General features: G+C 66.0%; 17 protein-coding genes. 10 read left to right on the plus strand and 7 right to left on the minus strand.

Annotated elements, in window-relative coordinates:
- Window positions 1-215: 215 nt before the first annotated feature.
- Window positions 216-1916: a bifunctional protein-serine/threonine kinase/phosphatase gene (locus V9L20_RS07715; protein ID WP_337296135.1), complete on the plus strand. Its 1701-nt coding sequence runs from the start codon at window positions 216-218 to the stop codon at window positions 1914-1916.
- Window positions 1917-1933: 17 nt separating this feature from the next.
- Here V9L20_RS07715 and V9L20_RS07720 read toward each other — a convergent pair whose 3' ends face one another.
- Window positions 1934-3199: an MFS transporter gene (locus V9L20_RS07720; protein ID WP_258508001.1), complete on the minus strand. Its 1266-nt coding sequence runs from the start codon at window positions 3197-3199 to the stop codon at window positions 1934-1936.
- A gap of 257 nt (window positions 3200-3456) precedes the next feature.
- Between V9L20_RS07720 and V9L20_RS07725 the strand changes: the two genes are divergently transcribed.
- On the plus strand, window positions 3457-4749 hold the full coding sequence (locus tag V9L20_RS07725; RefSeq protein ID WP_337296136.1) for an ANTAR domain-containing protein: 1293 nt from the start codon (window positions 3457-3459) through the stop codon (window positions 4747-4749).
- Between the two features lie 25 nt (window positions 4750-4774).
- Here V9L20_RS07725 and V9L20_RS07730 read toward each other — a convergent pair whose 3' ends face one another.
- The 4 genes from V9L20_RS07730 to V9L20_RS07745 form a co-directional block, all read right to left on the minus strand.
- A complete protein-coding gene (locus V9L20_RS07730) occupies window positions 4775-5584 on the minus strand; it encodes an ABC transporter ATP-binding protein (protein WP_337296137.1) in 810 nt (269 codons plus the stop codon).
- The gene (ntrB, locus tag V9L20_RS07735; RefSeq protein WP_337296138.1) at window positions 5581-6519 is read right to left on the minus strand and encodes a nitrate ABC transporter permease; all 939 of its coding nucleotides are present in this window, start codon (window positions 6517-6519) and stop codon (window positions 5581-5583) included. Before ntrB ends, V9L20_RS07730 begins: the two co-directional genes overlap by 4 nt.
- Before the next feature lie 22 nt (window positions 6520-6541).
- The gene (locus V9L20_RS07740; RefSeq protein WP_157614755.1) at window positions 6542-7786 is read right to left on the minus strand and encodes a CmpA/NrtA family ABC transporter substrate-binding protein; all 1245 of its coding nucleotides are present in this window, start codon (window positions 7784-7786) and stop codon (window positions 6542-6544) included.
- A gap of 361 nt (window positions 7787-8147) precedes the next feature.
- On the minus strand, window positions 8148-9428 hold the full coding sequence (locus V9L20_RS07745; protein ID WP_337296139.1) for a nitrate- and nitrite sensing domain-containing protein: 1281 nt from the start codon (window positions 9426-9428) through the stop codon (window positions 8148-8150).
- Window positions 9429-9504: 76 nt separating this feature from the next.
- Here V9L20_RS07745 and tsaD point away from each other — a divergent pair, with 76 nt between their 5' ends.
- The gene (gene tsaD / locus V9L20_RS07750) at window positions 9505-10566 is read left to right on the plus strand and encodes a tRNA (adenosine(37)-N6)-threonylcarbamoyltransferase complex transferase subunit TsaD (protein WP_337296140.1); all 1062 of its coding nucleotides are present in this window, start codon (window positions 9505-9507) and stop codon (window positions 10564-10566) included.
- Here the strand turns inward: tsaD and V9L20_RS07755 are convergent.
- On the minus strand, window positions 10502-11260 hold the full coding sequence (locus V9L20_RS07755) for an esterase family protein (RefSeq protein WP_258507991.1): 759 nt from the start codon (window positions 11258-11260) through the stop codon (window positions 10502-10504). The genes tsaD and V9L20_RS07755 overlap by 65 nt on opposite strands.
- Before the next feature lie 197 nt (window positions 11261-11457).
- On the minus strand, window positions 11458-11829 hold the full coding sequence (locus V9L20_RS07760) for an Hsp20/alpha crystallin family protein (protein ID WP_258507990.1): 372 nt from the start codon (window positions 11827-11829) through the stop codon (window positions 11458-11460).
- A gap of 121 nt (window positions 11830-11950) precedes the next feature.
- Between V9L20_RS07760 and V9L20_RS07765 the strand changes: the two genes are divergently transcribed.
- The 7 genes from V9L20_RS07765 (at window position 11951) to secG (ending at window position 19653) form a co-directional block, all read left to right on the plus strand.
- The gene (locus tag V9L20_RS07765; RefSeq protein WP_337296141.1) at window positions 11951-13240 is read left to right on the plus strand and encodes a branched-chain amino acid ABC transporter substrate-binding protein; all 1290 of its coding nucleotides are present in this window, start codon (window positions 11951-11953) and stop codon (window positions 13238-13240) included.
- A gap of 12 nt (window positions 13241-13252) precedes the next feature.
- Window positions 13253-14410, plus strand: coding sequence for a pyridoxal phosphate-dependent aminotransferase (locus V9L20_RS07770; protein ID WP_337296142.1), 1158 nt, complete (start codon window positions 13253-13255; stop codon window positions 14408-14410).
- Window positions 14411-14525: 115 nt separating this feature from the next.
- Window positions 14526-14792 (plus strand): 30S ribosomal protein S15, encoded by a 267-nt coding sequence (gene rpsO / locus V9L20_RS07775; RefSeq protein ID WP_007837783.1) that lies wholly within the window; start codon window positions 14526-14528, stop codon window positions 14790-14792.
- A 215-nt stretch (window positions 14793-15007) separates the two neighbouring features.
- Window positions 15008-17323 (plus strand): polyribonucleotide nucleotidyltransferase, encoded by a 2316-nt coding sequence (pnp, locus tag V9L20_RS07780; RefSeq protein WP_337296143.1) that lies wholly within the window; start codon window positions 15008-15010, stop codon window positions 17321-17323.
- A gap of 87 nt (window positions 17324-17410) precedes the next feature.
- Window positions 17411-18409, plus strand: coding sequence for an NAD(P)H-quinone oxidoreductase (locus tag V9L20_RS07785; protein ID WP_337296144.1), 999 nt, complete (start codon window positions 17411-17413; stop codon window positions 18407-18409).
- Entirely contained in the window at window positions 18403-19188 is a 786-nt protein-coding gene (gene tpiA / locus V9L20_RS07790) for a triose-phosphate isomerase (protein WP_337296145.1), read from the plus strand. The genes V9L20_RS07785 and tpiA overlap by 7 nt, the downstream gene beginning before the upstream one ends.
- Window positions 19189-19227: 39 nt before the next feature.
- Complete coding sequence (gene secG, locus V9L20_RS07795; RefSeq protein ID WP_126749731.1) at window positions 19228-19653, plus strand: preprotein translocase subunit SecG; 426 nt, start codon at window positions 19228-19230, stop codon at window positions 19651-19653.
- Window positions 19654-19656: the final 3 nt, after the last annotated feature.

The raw sequence follows: 19656 nt of genomic DNA on the forward strand, positions 1-19656 counted from the left end.
TTGTAGTTGGGGTGCGGCTCGGCACCGAAGACGGTGATGTCGTACATGTCCGGGGCGAGCTTCAGGAGCTCCTCCAGCGTGCGTACGCCGGCCATGCCGTTGCCGACCATCACGAGCTTGAGTTTCTTCATGGGGTGGGGCCTTTCAACGAATCAAGCAAAGGAAGCACGCGGTGCGCGTGCAAAGTGCGTGGAAAGCACATGGAGAATGGCGCCATGAGCTTTGAAGTGGACATCGGCTACAGCAGCCAGCGCGGACCGCGCGAAGTGAACGAAGACTTTGCCGGTGCCGTCAACGCACCGCCGGGAGACGAGTCGCGCGGGCTCATTGCCGCCATTGCCGATGGCGTGTCCACCGGCGGACGCGGCCTGGAAGCGGCGCAGACCACCGTGATGGGCCTCCTGGCCGACTACTTCGCCACGCCCGACACCTGGGAGCCGACCGCCGCGCTCGACCGCCTGGTGGCGGCGCAGAACGCCTGGCTTGCCGATCACAACCGCCGGCGCCAAGGCAGCGCGACCGCGCTCACCACGCTCACGGCGCTGGTGCTGCACGGCCACAGCTACACGCTCGCGCATGTGGGCGACACGCGCGCATGGCGCGTGCGCGCCGACGGCGAGCCGGCCATGCCGCTGACGCAGGACCATGCCTTCGAGCATCCCGACATGCGCAGCCGCTTGACGCGCGCCATCGGCCTGGACGACCAAGTGCGCGTCGACTACGCGCAGGGCGATGTGCGCGTGGGCGACTGCTTCGTGCTCACGTCCGACGGCGTGCACGGTGTGCTCAAGCCGCAGCGCCTGGCCGCTATCGCCTTGCAGGGCAGCGCCGAGCAGGCGAGCGAGGCGCTGGTGAACGCGGCTCTCGAGGCCGGTACGCGCGACAACGCGACCGCCTTGGTCATTCGCGTTGTCGGCCTCGACCCGCGGCAGCTGGACGACGAGCTCGGAGACGGCCGCCGACTGGCCCCGCCGCCCTTGCTGAAGGTGGGCGACGTGCTCGACGGCTACGTGGTTACCGCCCTGGTGGCCGACACCGGCGTGCACCTGCTCTACCAGGGACGCAATGCCGCCACGCGCGAACTGGTCGCGCTCAAGACGCTGCACCCCTCGCGCGCCAGCGATCCGCAGGAGCGCGCGATGCTCGCGCACGAAGCCTGGCTGGGCCAGCGCGTGGGAAGCGGTGGATTCGTGCGCGTGCACGAGCGTGCCGAGAACGCCAGCGCGCTCTACATCGTGTTCGATTGGCACGGCGGACGCACGCTGGAGCAGATGCGCAAATCCGGCGCGCGCGGTGCGGTGGCCGAGGTGGTCGCCGCGGCCATCGACGTGACCAAGGCCCTGGGCCGGCTGCACCGCCACGGCGTGGTGCACCGCGACATCAAGCCCGGCAACCTGCACCTGGGCGATGACGGCCGCTGGCGCATTCTCGACCTGGGCGTGGCGCTGTCGGGCCGCGAAGGCGCGGCCCAGCGCGAGCTGCATGCGGGCACGCCCAGCTACATCAATCCCGAGCAATGGGAGGGCGCCCCCGCCGACACGGGCAGCGACCTGTTCGCGCTCGGCGTCACGCTGTACCAATGGCTTGGCGGACACTTGCCCTACGGAGAGATCGAGCCCTACCAGGTGGCGCGCTACCGGCGCGACCCGGCCGCGCTCTCGCGCCTGCGGCCCGACGTGCCCGTGTGGCTCGACCATCTGGTGCGCAAGGCCGTTGCACGCGATCCGCGCGAGCGCTTCGAGACCGCCGAGGAAATGCTGCTTGCCCTGGAGCGGGGCGCGTCCCGCCCGGTGGGTGCGCCGCCCGCCACGCCGCTGATCCGCCGCGACCCGGCCGCGCTCTACAAGATCGCGCTCGCCGTGTCGCTGCTGTTCAACGCACTGCTCGTGGTGTGGCTGCTGTTCTTGCCACGCTGACGGCGAACGGACAAGGGTCATGGCCGCGTTGCCTTCGGCGGGGCGGTGTACTTGGCCGGAGCCGGTGAGGGCGTGGTGCGCGCACGGCCGCCTTTTTCGGCCCAGGTGCGTGTCCAGCGGATCTGCATCACGCGCATCACGCCCAGCATGACGAGCGACAGCACGCCGAAGAACACGAAGCCCCACACGTAGCTGCCGAGGTATTGCTTCGACAGGCCCATGGCGTTGGGCACCAGGCCGCCGCCCAGCGCGCCGATTTCGCCGATCATCGAACCGGCCACGGCGGTGCTGGTGGGCCAGCGCAGCGGCACCAGCTGGAACAGCGCGCCGTTGCCCGCGCCCAGGGCGGCAAAGCACAAGATCAGGAGCAGCGTGGTGAGCGCAAGCGATGCCGACGAGATGCCCACCAGCACGAGACCGACGGCCACCACAAGCAGCACTACGGTCAGCGTGTTCACGCCGCCCCAGCGGTCGGAGATCCAGCCGCCGACGATGCGCACCGCCGCGCCCATGAAGGCCGCCAGCATGGTGAGTTGCCCCGCCTGCACCTTGCTCACGCCGAACTGGTCGTAGTAGTAAGAGGGCAGGAAGGTGATGAGACCGATGAAGCCGCCGAAGGTCACGCCGTAGATCAGGCTGAACACCCAGCCGTCTTTTTCGAACAGGCAGGCGATGTGTTCGCGGAAGCTCGCGTGGCTGTCGACATCGGGCGGCTCCTTGGCGAACAGCACCATCACGACCATCGGCACCAGAATGGCGGCGGCCGCCACGGCATACACCGCCTGCCAGCCGAGCCATTGCGCGAGCGGCGGCGCCACCAGCACCGACACCGCCGTGCCCACGTTGCCGGCGCCCACCAGGCCCATGGCCAGGCCCTTGTGCTGCGGCGGGAACCAGCCCGAACCCAGCGACAGCGCCACGCCGAAACTGGCGCCCGCAATGCCCAGCAGCACGCCCATGGCCAGCAGGTCGTTGAAGCTCTTCACGAAGAAGAAGCCGAACAGCATCGCCACCGCGATCAGGCCCATCTCGACCAGCGTGGCGTTCTTGCGGCCGATGTATTGCGAGAGGATGCCGAGCGGAAAGCGCATGAGCGCACCCGCGATGATGGGCACCGACAGCATCAGCCCCTTTTGCGCAGGCGAAAGATCGAAGGTTTCGCCGATGAACGGCGCCATGGCGCCGTTGAGCACCCAGATGCAGCAGGAGAACGAGAAGTACAGAAAGGCCGCGAACAGCGTCGGGCCGTGGCCTGAGTGCAAGAAGGTCCTGAAACTGGACATGGCGTTCAATCGTGCGAAATGCCGCGGCGCAGCCTTTGGAGGGCCGAGTCGACAGACGGGGTTGGGGCGGAATGCCGGCAGCGAACGCTGTCGGCGTGGGGGTGCTTCCCGGCCATTGCGCAGCCAGGATGGATGCAGGAGCCTGCAGCCTCACCAAAGCGGTGCTTCGTTACACCGCACCCGTGTCGATGCAAGAGACGTGCCTGCGCAAATGCGCGGGCGTGGCCTATGCTTGCCGTGCCCCCAACCGCTTTTCCATGATGTCCCTTCTTGTCGTTCTGCCCAATGATTTCGCCGAATCCGCGCCGCTGCCGGAGCCTCTGCAGCAGGCGCTGGCGAGCACCGGCGTCGCTGCCGTCGAGCGGAGCACCTGCCACACGCTGGTGCAGAAGGTGGGTGCGCTTGCACCGCAACAGGTGATGGCCTGGCTGCCCGCACCGGCGCAACAGCTGCAGGCGCTGCTCGATGCTGTCGGCGAATGGAAGGCCACGCCTCCTTGCGGGCTGAGCCTCGTCAGCGCACCGCTGGACAGCGCCCAGCACGAAGCGCTGGTTGCTCTGGGCGTGCATGCGTGGCTGCCGATCGAAGCTTTCGATGGCACCTCGCTTCGCGCGCTGATGACCCTCGCGCCGGTCCGGCGTGAACGCGAGGCCGCGCTGCGCACCGAACTCGACGGCTTGCGCACGCGCATGGATGAACGCAAATGGGTCGACCGCGCCAAGGGCCTGCTGATGTCGTCCCGCGGCATCGGGGAGGACGAGGCCTTCGGCTTGCTCCGCGGCGCGGCCATGCATGCCAACCTGCGGCTGGGCGAGGTGTCGCGCTCGGTAATCGAGGCCGCGCAGTGGGCCGACGCGATCAACCGCGCCGGGCAACTGCGCATGCTGTCGCAGCGGCTGGTGCGGATTGCCGCTCAGATGCTTGCCGGCATCGACGTGCAGCGTGCGCGCGTGTTGCGCACGCAATCGGTCGAGCGGGTGCAGCAGAACCTGGATCACCTGGCCACCCTTGAGCTGGGCGCCCCGGGCGCGGGCGCGCTGGGCGATGTGCAGGTGGCGTGGAGCGGGCTTTCCGCCGCGCTGGCGGCGCGCGCGGTGCCGCAGGCGCTGGCTGACATCGACAAGCTCGGCGACGAGCTGCTGGCCGCGGCCGAGGCGCTGACCGATGCGCTCGAAGCCTCCGGCGCGCGGCGTGCGCTGCGCATCGTCAACATCTGCGGGCGGCAGCGCATGCGCGCACAGCGCCTGGCCAAGGACGCGTTGCTGGCTTCGGCGCTCGCTGCAGGGCCTTCGCGCGAACGGCTGCTGCCGACCATGAACGAGTTCGAGGCGGCGCTGCTGGAGCTGGAGCGCGCGCCCCTCAGTTCACCCGAGATTCGCGCCGCACTGGCGGCCGCGCGGGACGAATGGCTGCGCCTGGTCGGCGGCGTGCAGGCACTCGAAAGCCCTGAAGGCCGCGCCACGCTGGTGCGTTCCAGCGAAGCGCTGGTGGACACTTTCGAGCGGCTCACCGCCTGGTACGAGCACAGCCTGCAAGTCATCATGTCCTGACTCCGGTTGTGCCGTGCCGGCGGTGTCAGGCCGCAACCTTCTCCACGTGCGCCTGGCGCGTGTAGAGAAAATCGATCACCGCCTTGCGGGCGTGCACATAGGTCGGGTCTTCGGCCAGTTCGACGCGGTTGCGCGGACGTGCGATGTCGACCTTCAGGACTTCGCCGATGGTGGCGGCCGGGCCGTTGGTGAGCATCACGATGCGGTCGCTCAGCAGCACCGCTTCGTCGACGTCGTGCGTGACCATGACGACGGTGCTCTGGGTCTTCTGCACGATGCCGAGCAGTTCGTCCTGCAGCTTGGCGCGCGTGAGCGCGTCCAGGGCGCCGAAGGGTTCGTCCATCAGCAGCACCTTGGGTTCCATCGAGAGAGCGCGTGCAATGCCCACGCGCTGCTTCATGCCGCCTGAGATTTCGCCGGGGCGCTTTTGCGCGGCAGGCGTAAGGCCGACCATTGCGAGCGCCGCATCGGTGCGTGCGCGCAACTGCGCCTTGTTCTCGGTGGCGGCAAAGACGCGCTCGACGGCGAGGTACACGTTCTCGAAGCAGGTGAGCCAGGGCAGCAGCGAGTGGTTCTGGAAGACCACCGCGCGCTCGGGGCCGGGGCCTTTGATTTCGCGGTTGGCGCACAGAAGCACGCCTTGCGTGGGCGTCGTCAGACCGGCAATCAGGTTCAGCAGCGTCGACTTGCCGCAGCCCGAATGGCCGATGAGCGTGATGAACTCGCCCTTGGCCACGTTCAGGTTGATGCCCTGCAGCGCCAGGAAGCTGCCCTTGGCGGTCTTGAAGCGCTGCTCGACGTTGTGGATCTCGATGTACTTGGAATCATCATTCATGACTTCACCTCTTCAAACGTGAACGCGGTTGCAAGCTTGATGAGCGCGAACTCCAGCACCAGGCCGACGATGCCGATGACGAAGATCGCGATGATGATGTTGGCGACGTTGAGGTTGTTCCACTCGTCCCACACCCAGAAGCCGATGCCGACGCCGCCGGTGAGCATTTCGGCCGCAACGATCACCAGCCAGGCGGTGCCCACGGCCAGGCGAACGCCGGTCAGCATGTAGGGCAGCACGGCGGGGAAGAGAATCTTCGTGAAGATCTTCCATTCGCTGAGGTTGAGCACCTTGGCCACGTTCATGTAGTCGCTCGGCACGCGCTGCACACCCACGGCGGTGTTGATCACCATCGGCCAGATCGAGCAGATGAAGATGGTCCAGATGGCGGCGGGGTTGGCGCCCTTGAACACCAGCAGGCCGATTGGCAGCCAGGCCAGCGGCGACACGGGGCGCAGCAGGCTGATCAGCGGATTGAACATGCGCGAAAGAAACTCGAAGCGTCCGATGGCAAAGCCAGCCGGAATACCGACTGCAGCCGCGAGCCCGAAGCCCAATGCCACGCGCTGCAGCGACGAGAGCACGTTCCAGCCCACGCCCTGGTCGTTCGGCCCCTTGCTGTAGAACGGATCGCTGAACACCGTGAGCGCCTGCTGCCAGGTGGCGAGCGGCGAAGGAAAGCCGGTGGTGCTCTTCATGGCGACCAGCTCCCAGATCAGCACCAGCAGGCCGAAGCCCGCGAGCGGTGGCAGCACGCGCATCCAGAAGGCGCGCAGGTCGATGGAAAAGCGTGGTTTTTGCTCCCTCTCCCCTCTGGGGAGAGGGGTGGGGTGAGGGGCAGCCTCGGCGCGGGGCGCACCTTCACCCCGGCCCTCTGCCGCACGCGGGGGAGAGAGAGATGCGTCCATCGGCGAATGAAATACAGCACTGACCATGGTGTGTTTCTCCTCAGGCGTCTCAGACGTGGATCTTGAAAGAGTCGGCATATTTCTTCGGGTCCTTGCCGTCCCACACGGAGCCGTCGAACAGCTTGCTGGTGCGCATCACGTCCTTGGGAACCGGCGTCTGCGTGGCGGCGGCGGCCTGCTTGTAGATGTCGATGCGGTTGATCTCGGTGGCCACCTTCAGGTAGTCCGGATGCTCCTTCAGCAAGCCCCAGCGCTTGTGCTGCGTGAGGAACCACATGCCGTCCGACAGGTAGGGGAAGCTCACGGCGCCGCCGTTGTAGAACTTCATGTGGTTGGGATCGTCCCAGCTCTTGCCCATGCCGTTGACATAGCGGCCCAGGATGCGCTGGTTGATGGCATCGACGCTGGTGTTGACGTAGCTCTTGTCGGCAATGGTCTCGGCCATCTTGTTCTTGTTCTGCAGGCCGGTGTCGATCCACTTGCCCGCTTCGATGATGGCCGCGGTCACGGCGCGCGCGGTGTTGGGGTACTTCTTGACGAAGTCGCCCGTGGTGCCGAGCACCTTCTCCGGATGGTCCTTCCAGATGTCCTGCGTGGTGATCGCTGTCACGCCGATGCCGTCCATGATCGCGCGCTGGCCCCAGGGCTCGCCCACGCAGTAGCCGTCCATGTTGCCGACGCGCATGTTGGCCACCATCTGCGGAGGCGGCACGGTGATGTTCTTGACGTCCTTGAACGGGTCGATGCCGGCCGAGGCCAGCCAGTAGTAGAGCCACATCGCGTGGGTGCCGGTGGGAAAGGTCTGCGCAAAGGTGTATTCGCGCTTTTCGGTGGCGATGAGCTTGGCGAGCGAGGCGGCATCCACCGCACCCTTGTCGGCCAGCTTCTTCGACAGCGTGATGGCCTGGCCGTTGTTGTTGAGGGTCATGAGCACGGCCATGTCCTTCTTGGGGCCGCTCAGGCCCAGGTGCATGCCGTAGACCAGGCCGTAGAGCACGTGCGCCATGTCCAGGTCGCCATTGGAGAGCTTGTCGCGCACGCCGGCCCAACTGGCTTCCTTGCTGGGCACGATCTTCACGCCGTACTTCTTGTCGATGCCCAGCACCGAGGCCATCACCACGCTGGCGCAGTCGGTCAGGGGAATGAAGCCGATCTTCACTTCTTCCTTTTCCGGCTTGTCGGAGCCCTGGGCCCAGACGGCGGCGCGCAGGGCGGGATCGATTCCCACGGCGCCAATGGCGGCGGCTTGCAGTACGCGGCGGCGGCTGAGGCGGGTTTTCAGCAGGTCGGTCATGTGGCGGGGCTCCGGTTGAAGAACAACAACAAACAAAAGGAAGGACAGAAAACAAAAAAGGCGTCCCGCACCGCGCAGGGGCTGCTCGAAAACGAGCCCTTGCGGGATGGGGGACGCCTTTGTCCAATTTCGGTGGGCAACACCCGCCGTTGGGTGCTGCCTGCCTCGGACCCAGGGGTCCATGTACTACTTCAGCAAACTGCGTGCCAGCTTTATCGACCGTGTTTTGCTATCGCCTTGCTATCGAATAGGCAGCAAAAGAGCGGCTGCCACTGGGTGCGCAGGGCAGCTGAGACGGAAAGTCGGCGCCATGCACGCTTGTTGTGCGCCGCACCATTTCGAACGCAATGCACGCGGCCGTTCAGCGCCGCGACGCCGTATCCAGGGGCAGGTAGTCGGCCATGGCGAGCATCGACTCGGCCACGTCCACCAGGCGGCGCTTCTGGTTCATGGCGGTCTGCAGCAGCATCTTGTGGGCTTCGTTCTCGCTCATGCGGCGGTGCGCCATCAGGAGGCCCTTGGCGCGTTCGACCAGCTTGCGCTCGTTGAGGGAGGCGCGAACGGTTTCGAGCTCTTCGCTCATGGCCTGCAGCCGGTGCGATTGCTCCTGCACCATGTCGAGCACCGAGCGTTCGAGGTGCCGCCCGTACTGCGCCGGCGCCGTGGCCTCCGCACCAATGTCGTCGAAGAAGACCGCGCCTTCGGCCTGCGGCGCGAGGGTGCCGAGCACCTTCTGGTATTTCTGCAGTTCGCCGCGTGCCTGCGCGATCTTGCGGGCGCAGAGTTCGCGCAGTTCTTCCGCCAGCCGGTGTTCGACGGTCTTCATGGCGTCGATGCGGAGGGTGCAGCAGTCGAACCAGTTCTGGCTCAGCCGGGGATCGGGCGCAGCCGCCGATGCCGCCTGGGCCGAGGCCACGCTCATGCGGCGCAGGCGCTCGATCTCGGCCATGACAGCGTCGGACTGGCTCTGGTGCCAGAGCGCAAGCACGCCGCTGCTCGAGAAGTCGATGAACACCTGGAAGCAGCGCTCCTGCAGCTCGATGAGGTGCAGCCATTGCTGGCGCTGCGCTTCGTCGGTACGCCCCACCGCCAGTGACGCGGCTCCGAAGGCGCGCTCCTGGCCGGCAAACTCCTTGCCCTGCATGAAGTTGAACATCGCGACGAGCAGGCGCGAAATCTCGGGGTCGGTGGCGCCGTCGGCTGCCTCGAACACCACCGCCAGCAGGCCGGCAACGAGCTTGGCGAAAGCGGCGGTGGCCTGCGCGGGCGTCAGTTCGAGCGCGGCGACGCGGCGGCGCAGCGCGGGCAAGCCGTCCAGGCCGGGAAGCACCCAGGCAATGCGGCTGAAGAGGCGGGCGCTGTTGCCCGCGGTGGCGCCCGGGCGGCCTTCGGTTTCGAGCTGGTCGAAGCCGGCGCGCACCTCCTGTTCGAGCGCCAGGCATTCGGCGATCTGCGGGTCGCGCTGGTCGGCAAAGCGAACCCCGCGCGAGGCGAGAAACACGTTGGACATGCCGCGCTCCCGCTGCAGCGCATGAACCAGCCGGGCGATCAGCCCGACCAGGTCGCTGGTGCGCGCGAGCTGGTCGAGCTCGTCGATTTCGCACTTTCTGGCGGCGATCAGGAAATTCAGTCCGGATTTCATGGCGGGGAGGGGAGGCAAAAGGTGTGCTGCAACATCCGTGCCGCACGGGCATTCGGCGCCGCCTACACTCCTGCGGATGCTTCTTCTGGGAATCGAATCCTCCTGCGACGAAACCGGCGTGGCGCTGGTCGAATCGCACGGCGACGCGCTGCCGCTGTTGCGCTCGCACGCACTGCACAGCCAGATCGCCATGCACCAGGCCTACGGCGGCGTGGTGCCCGAACTCGCCAGCCGAGACCACATCCGCCGCGTGCTGCCGCTGACCGAAGCCGTCATGGCGGAGGCCGGTCGCTCGCTGGCCGAAATCGACGTGGTCGCCTACACGCGCGGCCCGGGCCTTGCGGGGGCCTTGCTGGTGGGCGCGGGCGTGGCGTGCGCCCTGGGGGCGGCGCTGGGCAAGCCGGTGCTCGGGGTGCATCACCTCGAGGGGCACCTGCTGTCACCCTTCCTGAGTGCGGATCCGCCGGAGTTTCCGTTCGTGGCGCTGCTCGTTTCGGGCGGGCACACGCAACTGATGCGGGTCGACGGCGTGGGGCGCTACGAGCTGCTGGGCGAAACCATCGACGACGCGGCGGGCGAGGCTTTCGACAAGAGCGCCAAGCTCATGGGCCTGCCGTATCCGGGTGGCCCGTGGCTGGCCAAGCTGGCGGAAGAGGGCAATGCCGAGGCGTTCAAGCTGCCGCGGCCCCTCCTGCACAGCGGTGATCTGGATTTCTCATTCGCCGGGCTGAAGACCGCGGTGCTGACGCAGGCCAAGAAGCTCGGCGCCGGGCTGGAGGCGAGCAAGGCCGACCTGGCCGCTTCCACGCAAGCGGCCATCGTCGAGGTGCTGCTGAAGAAGTCGCTGGCCGCGCTCGGGCAGACCGGCCTGAAGCGGTTGGTCGTCGCAGGCGGCGTGGGCGCCAATCGAAGCCTGCGGGAGCAACTGAACGCCGCCTGCGCCAGGCGCGGCGTGCGGGTGCACTACCCCGAGCTGCACCTGTGCACCGACAACGGCGCAATGATCGCAATGGCGGCCGCCATGCGGCTGCAGTCGGGCCTGGCGCAGGCCAGCGCGCGCTATGCCTTCGACGTCAAGCCGCGATGGCCCATGGCTTCGCTGATGGCATCCGAGGCGGCGCCGCAGGTGCCCGCGTAGCAGCGGGGCGCTGCGCCCGGCCAAGCGACGGCACCGGCAGCACGTCGAGCATGTTGCGCCACAGCTGGCGCCACTGCGGCCAGTCGTGGCCGCCTTCGGTGGTGAACACGCGGCCTTCGGGCAGCGCATCCGCCAGCAGCTTGTGGTTGCTCGCAAAACGGTCGCTCAGGCCGAACCCCAGGTAGAGCTGCGGCAGGTTCTTCGATCTTTGGGGTTCCAGGTATTGCTGGAACCAGGGCCACAGCTTGCGGTCGACTTCCTCGTCGGGCTGGGGGCCGGTGGGCGCCTGCCAGGTGCGCAGGCCGCCGGCCTTGTGGATTTCGGCGCCCAGAACGCGCCGCCCCAGGTAGGGTGCCAGCGCGACGATGCCGTCGACCGAGCCCGGCCTGGACAACTCGTGGATCAGCGCGCCGAAGCCGCCGATGGAAATGCCCACGAGCCAGATCGACTTGTAGCCCTTGGCGCGCTGCGGCTCGATGACGTCCGCATGCAGGCGGTCGCTGAGCGTCTGGTCGTAGTAGTAGGAAACGTCGGCGTCCACCAGCAGCGAGTCGGCGGCCAGATGGCGCTCTCGCACGGCGCTGATGAAACCTTCGCGTTCGAATTCGTCGGGTTTGAGATAGGCACCGGGCAGGAATACCAGGAGCGTATCGGACCGTTCATTGTCATTGGCTGACTTGAGGTGCGTGATCATGGCGTGCCTTAAGGGGCACCCGAATCCGCACCGTCAGCGATTCGGTGCGTTTGCGAGACGCCCACGAAGAAGAAAAGAAGAAAAATGTGAATACGTCACATGATGTGACGTTATTCACTGCCCTATTGTGATTAGGGAGCGTCTTCAAAGTCAAAAACAATAGTTAACGACACTTTCCTCTCGTGGGCATTGCAAGATCAGTTGATCTGCAGCTCCGAAACGCGGCTCACCGGCACTTGCTTGCCCAGCTTCAGCGTGAGCACGCCGTTCTCGAGCTTGGCTTCGCTCGCGCTCACGTCGATGTCTTGCGGCAGCTCGTACGCGGCCTTGAACTGGCGCTTGGCTTCGGCCTTGCTGTCGATGCGGACCACGGTGCCCTCGATGCCGATGGTGAGGTCTTCGCGCGAAAGGCCGGGCACATCGATGGAAAGCGTCCAGCTCTTGTCGTCCTGTTCGACGAGCGGCGACTTGCGTGCGCCGGCAAAGGCTTCGTTGACGAAACGCTCGAAGGCGCGGTCGTACGAACGCGGAGCGAAGCGGGCGGTATGAAGGGCGGGTGCGAAAAACATGAAAGAACTCCTGAATGAACACAATGGGGACAAGAATGTGTGTCCCTTACACTGCGCGGCCATTCAATGCTGAGTGCCGCTTGCCACCACATCTAGGCGCGGCCGCAACCGTTTCAAGACAATGAATCCCCCCTTTATTTGGCGTCGCAAGGCCTTGAAATTTGCGGCGCTGGCGCTATGCGCGGCCCCCTTTGCCGCAGCGGCGCAAACGCCGCCGGCGCCCATCCGCCTGGCGCTGATCGAAAGCATGAGCGGTCCCTTCGCCAACACCGGAGAAGCGGTGTTTCGCAATCTGCTGTGGGCCGTGGAGCGCGTGAATGCGCGCGGCGGCGTCAAGCTGCCGGGTGTGCCCGGCGGTGCGCGGCCGCTGCAGCTCGACCGCTACGACAGCAAGGGGCAGAACGAAGAAGCTCTGTCGGCGTTGCGCGCGGCCATGGACGACGGTGCGCGCATCGTGCTGCAGGGCAACTCGTCGGCCACCGCCGCGGCGTTGGTCGATGCCATTGAAAAGAACAACGAACGCGATCCGTCGCGGCGCGTGATCTTTCTCAACTACGCGGCGGTCGATCCGGTGCTCACCAACGAGCGCTGCAGCTTCTGGCACTTTCGCTTCGATGCCCATGCCGACATGCGCGTGGCCGCGCTGATGGATGTGGTGAAGGACGATGCAACGCTCAAGCGCGCCTATCTCATCGGTCAGGACTACAGCTTTGGCCAGGCGGTGCTGCGCGAGACGAAACGCCAGCTCGGCGTGCAGCGGCCCGATGTGGAAATCGTCGGGGACGAGCTGCACCCGATGGGAAGGGTGAAGGACTTCGCGCCTTATGCCGGCAAGATCATTGCAAGCGGCGCGCAGGCGGTGTTCACCGGCAATTGGGGCAACGACCTCACGCTGCTCGTGAAGGCGGCGCGCGAGGGTGGCTTCAATGGCACCTTCTATACCTTCTACGGCAACGCTCTCGGTGCGCCGGCCGCCATCGGCGATGCAGGCATCGGCCGCGTGATCGCGGTGGCCGACTGGCTGCCCAACGTGCAGACCGCGCAGTCCGAGGCGTTCTATCGCGCGTTCCGCGCGCGCTTTCCCAAGCCTGCCGACGACTACGTGCACATGCGCATGCAACTGCTGGTGGAGTCGCTGGCGCAGGCCATCGAGCGCGCCGGCAGCGTCGAGGCGGCGGCCGTGGCTCGGGCGCTCGAACAGGCCGATGTGAGCCTCTACGGACAGCGCGGACGCATGCGCGCGGCGGACCATCAGTTCCAGCAGCAACTCGTGGTCGGCGTGATGGACAGGCAGGGCAGGCCGGGCGTGCAGTTCGATGTCGAAGGCTCCGGCTACGGCTTCCGCGTGATCAAGACCATCGCACCCGAACGCGCCGAACTGCCGACCACCTGCAAGATGAAGAGAAGCTAGGAAAACCAACTCATGCGTGAAGCCATCCACAACCTCGAAGCCTCCAAGATCCGCGAGGTTGCCAATGCCGGACTGGGCCGCGACGACGTGCTCGCGTTCTGGTTCGGCGAAAGCGACGAGGTCACGCCCGAGGTGATCCGCCAGGCGGCCATCGACTCCCTGCAGCGCGGCGAAACCTTCTACGCGCACAACCTCGGCCTGCCGGAACTGCGCGAGGCGATCGCCGGCTACACCAGCAAGCTGCACCCCCAGGTCGATGCTTCGCGCATCGCTGTGACCTCCGGCGGCGTCAGCGCGCTGATGCTCGCGGTGCAGGCGCTGGTCGATGCAGGCGACGAAGTGGTCGCGGTCACGCCGGTGTGGCCCAACCTGACGGCGCAACCCGCGATTCTTGGCGCGGTGGTGCGCACGGTGTCGCTGCTGCCTGCCGATGGCCAATGGACCCTGGACCTTGCAGCCTTGCGGAAGGCCGTCACGCCGAAGACCAAGCTCCTGATCGTCAACGCGCCCAACAACCCGACCGGCTGGACCATGACGCGCGAAGAGCAGCAGGCCGTGCTCGACCACTGCCGCGAAACCGGCACCTGGATCCTGGCCGACGAGGTGTATGAGCGGCTGTATTTCGAGCCCACGCCCAACGGCTGCGCGCCGAGCTTCCTGGACATTTCGAAGCCTGACGACCGGCTGGTGGTGACACACAGCTTCTCGAAGAGCTTTCTCATGACCGGCTGGCGCTTGGGGTGGCTGGTGCTGCCGCCCGCGCTGGTCGAGGGCATCGGCAAGCTGATCGAGTTCAACACCTCCTGCGCAAGCGTCTTTACCCAGCGCGCCGCCGTGGCCGCCATCGAGCACACCGCGGAGATCACGCCCCGCGTGGTCGCCCACCTGAAACAGTGCCGGGACACCCTGGTGCCGCTGCTGGAAGCCTTGCCCGGTGTGCAGGTAGCCCCGGCCAAGGGCGGCATGTACGCCTTTTTCCGCCTTGACGGCTTCGGCGACTCCCTCGAGCTTGCCAAGCGCCTGGTGGTAGAGGCTGGCCTTGGCCTGGCCCCGGGCAATGCCTTTGCCCCGGAAGCCCAGGGGTGGCTGCGCTGGTGCTTCGCTTCGAAGGACCCGCAGCGCCTTGTGCAGGGGGTGGAGCGCCTGAAAACCTGGCTATCCAGACAGTAAACGCGCAAATCCCGGGCGAGCTATAATCCCGAGGCTTTGCATGCCGCAAGGCGCACGGTGAGGGCAGTTCCAGCGCTCACCGCAAGTCAAACATCCCGGAACAAGGAAATTCAACATGATCGCAGCCTCCATCAAGGCCGAAGTCGTCAAAGACAACGCCCGCGCCGCCAACGATACCGGTAGCCCCGAAGTGCAAGTCGCACTGCTGACCGCCCGTATCAACGAGCTCACCCCCCACTTCAAGACGCACGCCAAGGACCACCACGGCCGTCGCGGCCTGCTGCGCATGGTGAGCCGTCGCCGCAAGCTCCTGGACTACCTCAAGTCCAAGGACGCCGATCGTTACACCGCGCTGATCGCCAAGCTGGGTCTGCGCAAGTAAACCGAATCGCATGAAAAAACGCCTGGGTTAGTCCGCTAGCTCAGGCGTTTTTTACTTCGCGATCCACTTTCGGAGTGCCAAAACAGAGCGAAGCTGTGTCATTCCAACGAAGTTCCCGCCGAGCTTCGCTGGAATGGCATCGTGTTCTGAGAAGCCTCCGTCCCTGCGAAACCTGTGATGAATACAGGTCCATCGCTATCAAAACAGGAGCAAACATGAGCCTCTTCAACAAAGTCACCAAGTCCTTCCAATGGGGCGACAAGACTGTCGTCATGGAAACCGGTGAAATCGCCCGCCAGGCCAGCGGCGCCGTGGTGGTCGACATCGACGGAACCGTGGTCCTGGCGACCGTGGTGGCCTCCAAGTCGGCAAAGCCCGGACAGGACTTCTTCCCGCTGACCGTCGATTACATCGAGAAGACCTATGCCGCGGGCAAGATCCCCGGCAGCTTCTTCAAGCGCGAAGCCAAGCCCAGCGAACACGAAACGCTGACCAGCCGCCTGATCGACCGTCCGATCCGCCCGCTGTTCCCCGAAGGCTTCCTGAACGAAGTGCACGTGGTCATCCACACGCTGTCGCTCAACCCCGAAGTCGACGCCGACATCGCCGCCATGATCGGCGTGAGCGCCGCGCTGTCGATTTCCGGCATTCCGTTCAGCGGCCCGATCGGCGCTGCGCGCGTGGGCTACATCAACGGCCAGTACGTGCTGAATCCGGGCCAGACCGCCCGCAAGGATTCGCAGATGGACCTCGTCGTGGCAGGCACCGAAGCCGCCGTGCTGATGGTCGAATCCGAAGCGCAGCAACTCAGCGAAGAAATCATGCTGGGCGGCGTGGTGTTCGGCCACGAACAAGCCAACATCGCGATCAACGCGATTCATGAACTCGTGCGCGACGCCGGCAAGCCGGTGTGGGACTGGCAGCCGCCGGCCGAAGACGAAGCCTTCGTCGCCAAGGTCAAGAGCCTGGCCGAAGAAAAGCTGCGCGCCGTCTATCAAATCCGCAGCAAGCAAGCCCGCACGCAAGCCCTGCGCGAAGCCAATGCCAGCGTGATGAACACGCTGAAGGAAAGCGGCGAGCCCTTCGACGCCGGCAAGGTCAACGACCTGCTGTTCTCGATCGAATCGAAGATCGTCCGCAGCCAGATTCTTTCGGGCGAACCCCGCATCGACGGCCGCGACACGCGCACCGTGCGCCCCATCGAGATCCGCAACTCCGTGCTGCCGCGCACCCACGGCTCGGCGCTGTTCACGCGTGGCGAGACGCAGGGCCTGGTCGTGACCACGCTCGGCACCGAGCGCGACGCACAGCGCATCGATGCGCTGGCCGGCGAGTACGAAGACCGCTTCCTGTTCCACTACAACATGCCTCCCTTTGCCACCGGTGAAGTGGGCCGCATGGGCTCGACCAAGCGCCGCGAAATCGGCCATGGCCGCCTGGCCAAGCGCGCGCTCGTCGCGGTGCTGCCGACCAAGGAAGAGTTCCCGTACACCATTCGCGTGGTGTCGGAAATCACCGAATCGAACGGCTCCTCGTCGATGGCTTCGGTCTGTGGCGGCTGCCTCTCGATGATGGACGCCGGCGTGCCGATGAAGGCGCACGTGGCCGGCATTGCCATGGGCCTGATCAAGGAAGACAACCGCTTTGCGGTGCTGACCGACATCCTGGGCGACGAAGATCATCTGGGCGACATGGACTTCAAGGTGGCCGGCACGACCAACGGCATCACCGCGCTGCAGATGGACATCAAGATCCAGGGCATCACCAAGGAAATCATGCAGGTCGCGCTGGCGCAGGCCAAGGAAGCGCGCATGCACATCCTGGGCAAGATGCAGGAAGCCATGGGCGAAGCCAAGACCGAGGTGTCGCAATTCGCACCGCGCCTGACCACGCTCAAGATCAATCCCGAGAAGATCCGCGACGTGATCGGCAAGGGTGGCGCGGTCATTCGCGGCCTGCAGGAAGAAACCGGCACGACGATCAACATCGACGAAGACGGCACCATCACCATTGCCTCGACCGATCCGGAAAAGGCGGAGTTCGCCAAGCGCCGCATCGAGCAGATCACCGCTGAAGTCGAAATCGGCAAGGTCTACGAAGGTCCGGTCACCAAGATCCTGGACTTCGGCGCGCTCATCAACCTGCTGCCCGGCAAGGACGGCCTGCTGCACATCAGCCAGATCGCGCACGAGCGCGTCGAGAAGGTGACCGACTATCTGAGCGAAGGCCAGATCGTCAAGGTCAAGGTTCTCGAGACCGACGAAAAGGGCCGCGTCAAGCTGTCCATGAAGGCCCTGACCGAGCGTCCGGCCGGCATGGAATTCCAGGAACGTGCACCGCGTGAAGATCGTGGCGACCGCGGTGATCGCGGCGGCGAGCGTCGCGAGCGTTCGGACCGCGGTGACCGTGGTGGTGACCGCGGCGGCGAACGTGCTCCTCGTTTCAACAACGAGCAGCAACAGCCGCGCAACGAGCAGCCGCAGGCCCCCGCCGGCGAGCAGCCGTACGCACCGCGCGAATCGCAAGAGTAAGAAGGGCGCAACGGCAGCTTTGCCGCCGTTGCCAACTTTTTAAACAGCTAACCACGCCCGGAACACGGGCGTTGCAGGCCAAAGACCATGAAAGCCATTGAAATCACTTCGTACGGCGCCCCTGAGGTGCTGCGCGCCGTGGAGCGTCCCGATCCGGTGGCCGGCGTGGGCGAACTGTTGATTCGCGTCGCAGCCAGCGGCGTGAACCGTCCGGACGTGTTGCAGCGCAAGGGACACTACCCGGTTCCGCCGGGCGCCTCCGACCTGCCGGGCCTCGAGGTGGCCGGCGAGATCGTGTCGGGCGACGCCGCGGCCCTGGCCGAGGCGGGCTTCAAGGTCGGCGACCGCGTCTGCGCGCTGATCGCCGGCGGCGGCTATGCCGAGCTGTGCGTGGCCCCCGTGGCGCAATGTCTTCCGGTGCCCAAGGGGTGGAGCGATACCGAGGCAGCTTCGCTGCCCGAGACCTTCTTCACCGTCTGGAGCAACGTGTTCGAGCGGGGGCGCCTGCAAAAGGGCGAAACCCTGCTGATCCAGGGCGGCTCGAGCGGCATCGGCGTGACGGCGATTCAGATCGCCAAGGCGCTGGGTGCCACCGTGATCGTCACGGCCGGCAGCGACGACAAGTGCGAAGCCTGCAAGCAGCTGGGCGCGGACCACGCCATCAACTACCGCACGAGCGACTTCGCCGAAGAGGCGAAGAAGCTCACCGGCGGCAAGGGCGTGGACGTGATCCTCGACATGGTCGCTGGCGACTACGTGGCGCGCGAGATCGAATGCATGGCCGAAGACGGCCGGCTCGTGATCATCGCGGTGCAGGGCGGCGTCAAGAGCGACTTCAATGCGGGCCTGGTGCTGCGCAAGCGGCTGGTGATCACCGGCTCGACGCTGCGTCCCCGGCCTGTGGCGTTCAAGGGCGCCATTGCCAAGGCGTTGCGCGAGAAGGTCTGGCCGCTGCTCGAAGGCGGCGCGGTCAAGTCCGTGATCCACAGCACCTTTGCGGCGGGCGGCGAACCCAGCGGCGCAGCGCAGGCGCATGCACTCATGGAATCCAACCAGCACATCGGCAAGATCGTGCTGACATGGTGACGGGCAACAACACGATGACAACCAAGAAGAAGCTGATCGCCGGCAATTGGAAGATGAACGGCAGCCTGGCTGCCAACGAGGCGCTGGTGAAGGCCCTGTTGCAGGGCTTGGCCGCTGCGCCGGCCAGTTGCGAGGTCGCGCTTTGCGCGCCGGCTCCGTATTTCGCGCAGCTGCAATCGCTGCTGGCGGGTTCGAAGGCCATTGCACTTGGTGCACAGGACATTTCGGCGCATCCGCAAGGTGCGTTCACCGGCGAGCAATCGGCGGCCATGCTGAAGGAATTCGGCGTGCGCTATGCCATCGTCGGCCATTCGGAACGTCGCCAGTACCACGGCGAAACCGATGAAGCGGTGGCGGCCAAGACCGCGGCTGCGCTCGCGAACGGCATCACGCCCATCGTCTGCGTGGGCGAGACGCTGGCCGAGCGCGAAGCAGGGCATACCGAAGAAGTCGTCAAGCGCCAACTGGCCGCGGTGATCCACGTCAATGGCCACTGCATCAGCGAGATCGTCGTTGCCTATGAGCCCGTCTGGGCCATCGGAACCGGCAAGACGGCAACGCCCGAGCAGGCGCAGGCCGTGCACGCCGTGCTGCGCGCACAGCTGCATCATGCGGCCAGCGAACATGCGGCCGGCATCTGCATCCTCTACGGCGGCAGCATGAACGCGGCCAACGCCGCCCAGTTGCTGGCGCAGCCCGACATCGATGGCGGCCTCATCGGCGGCGCTTCGCTCAAGGCAGCAGACTTTTTGCAGATCATTTCCGCTGCCGCTCGCTGAACGCGAGGGGCGGCTGACATCAATTAGGAGTAAGAACGAATGAATGTGGTCCTCAATCTCTTGGTCGGCGTGCAGATGCTGTCGGCCCTTGCAATGATCGGGCTGATCCTGATCCAGCACGGCAAGGGCGCCGACATGGGCGCGGCCTTCGGCAGCGGCAGCGCCGGCAGCCTGTTCGGCGCGAGCGGCAGCGCGAATTTCCTTTCGCGCACCACGGCAGTGCTGGCGGCGGTGTTCTTTGTGTGCACGTTGCTGCTGGCCTACTTCAGCCACGCACGGCCCGCCGGCGGCGGCAGCCTGCTGGAGCGCGCAGCCGTCGGGGCACCTGCCACGCCTGCTTCCGCTCCCGCAGGGCAAATTCCCGGCCAGATTCCTTCGGGTACCTCGGGCGCTGCGCCGGCCAACGCGCCTGCCTCGGCTCCTGCCGCGCCTGTTTCGGGCCCGGGCCAGATCCCGAACAAATAATCA

The sequence above is a fragment of the Variovorax sp. CCNWLW225 genome (assembly GCF_037204045.1).
GTDB lineage: Bacteria > Pseudomonadota > Gammaproteobacteria > Burkholderiales > Burkholderiaceae_C > Variovorax.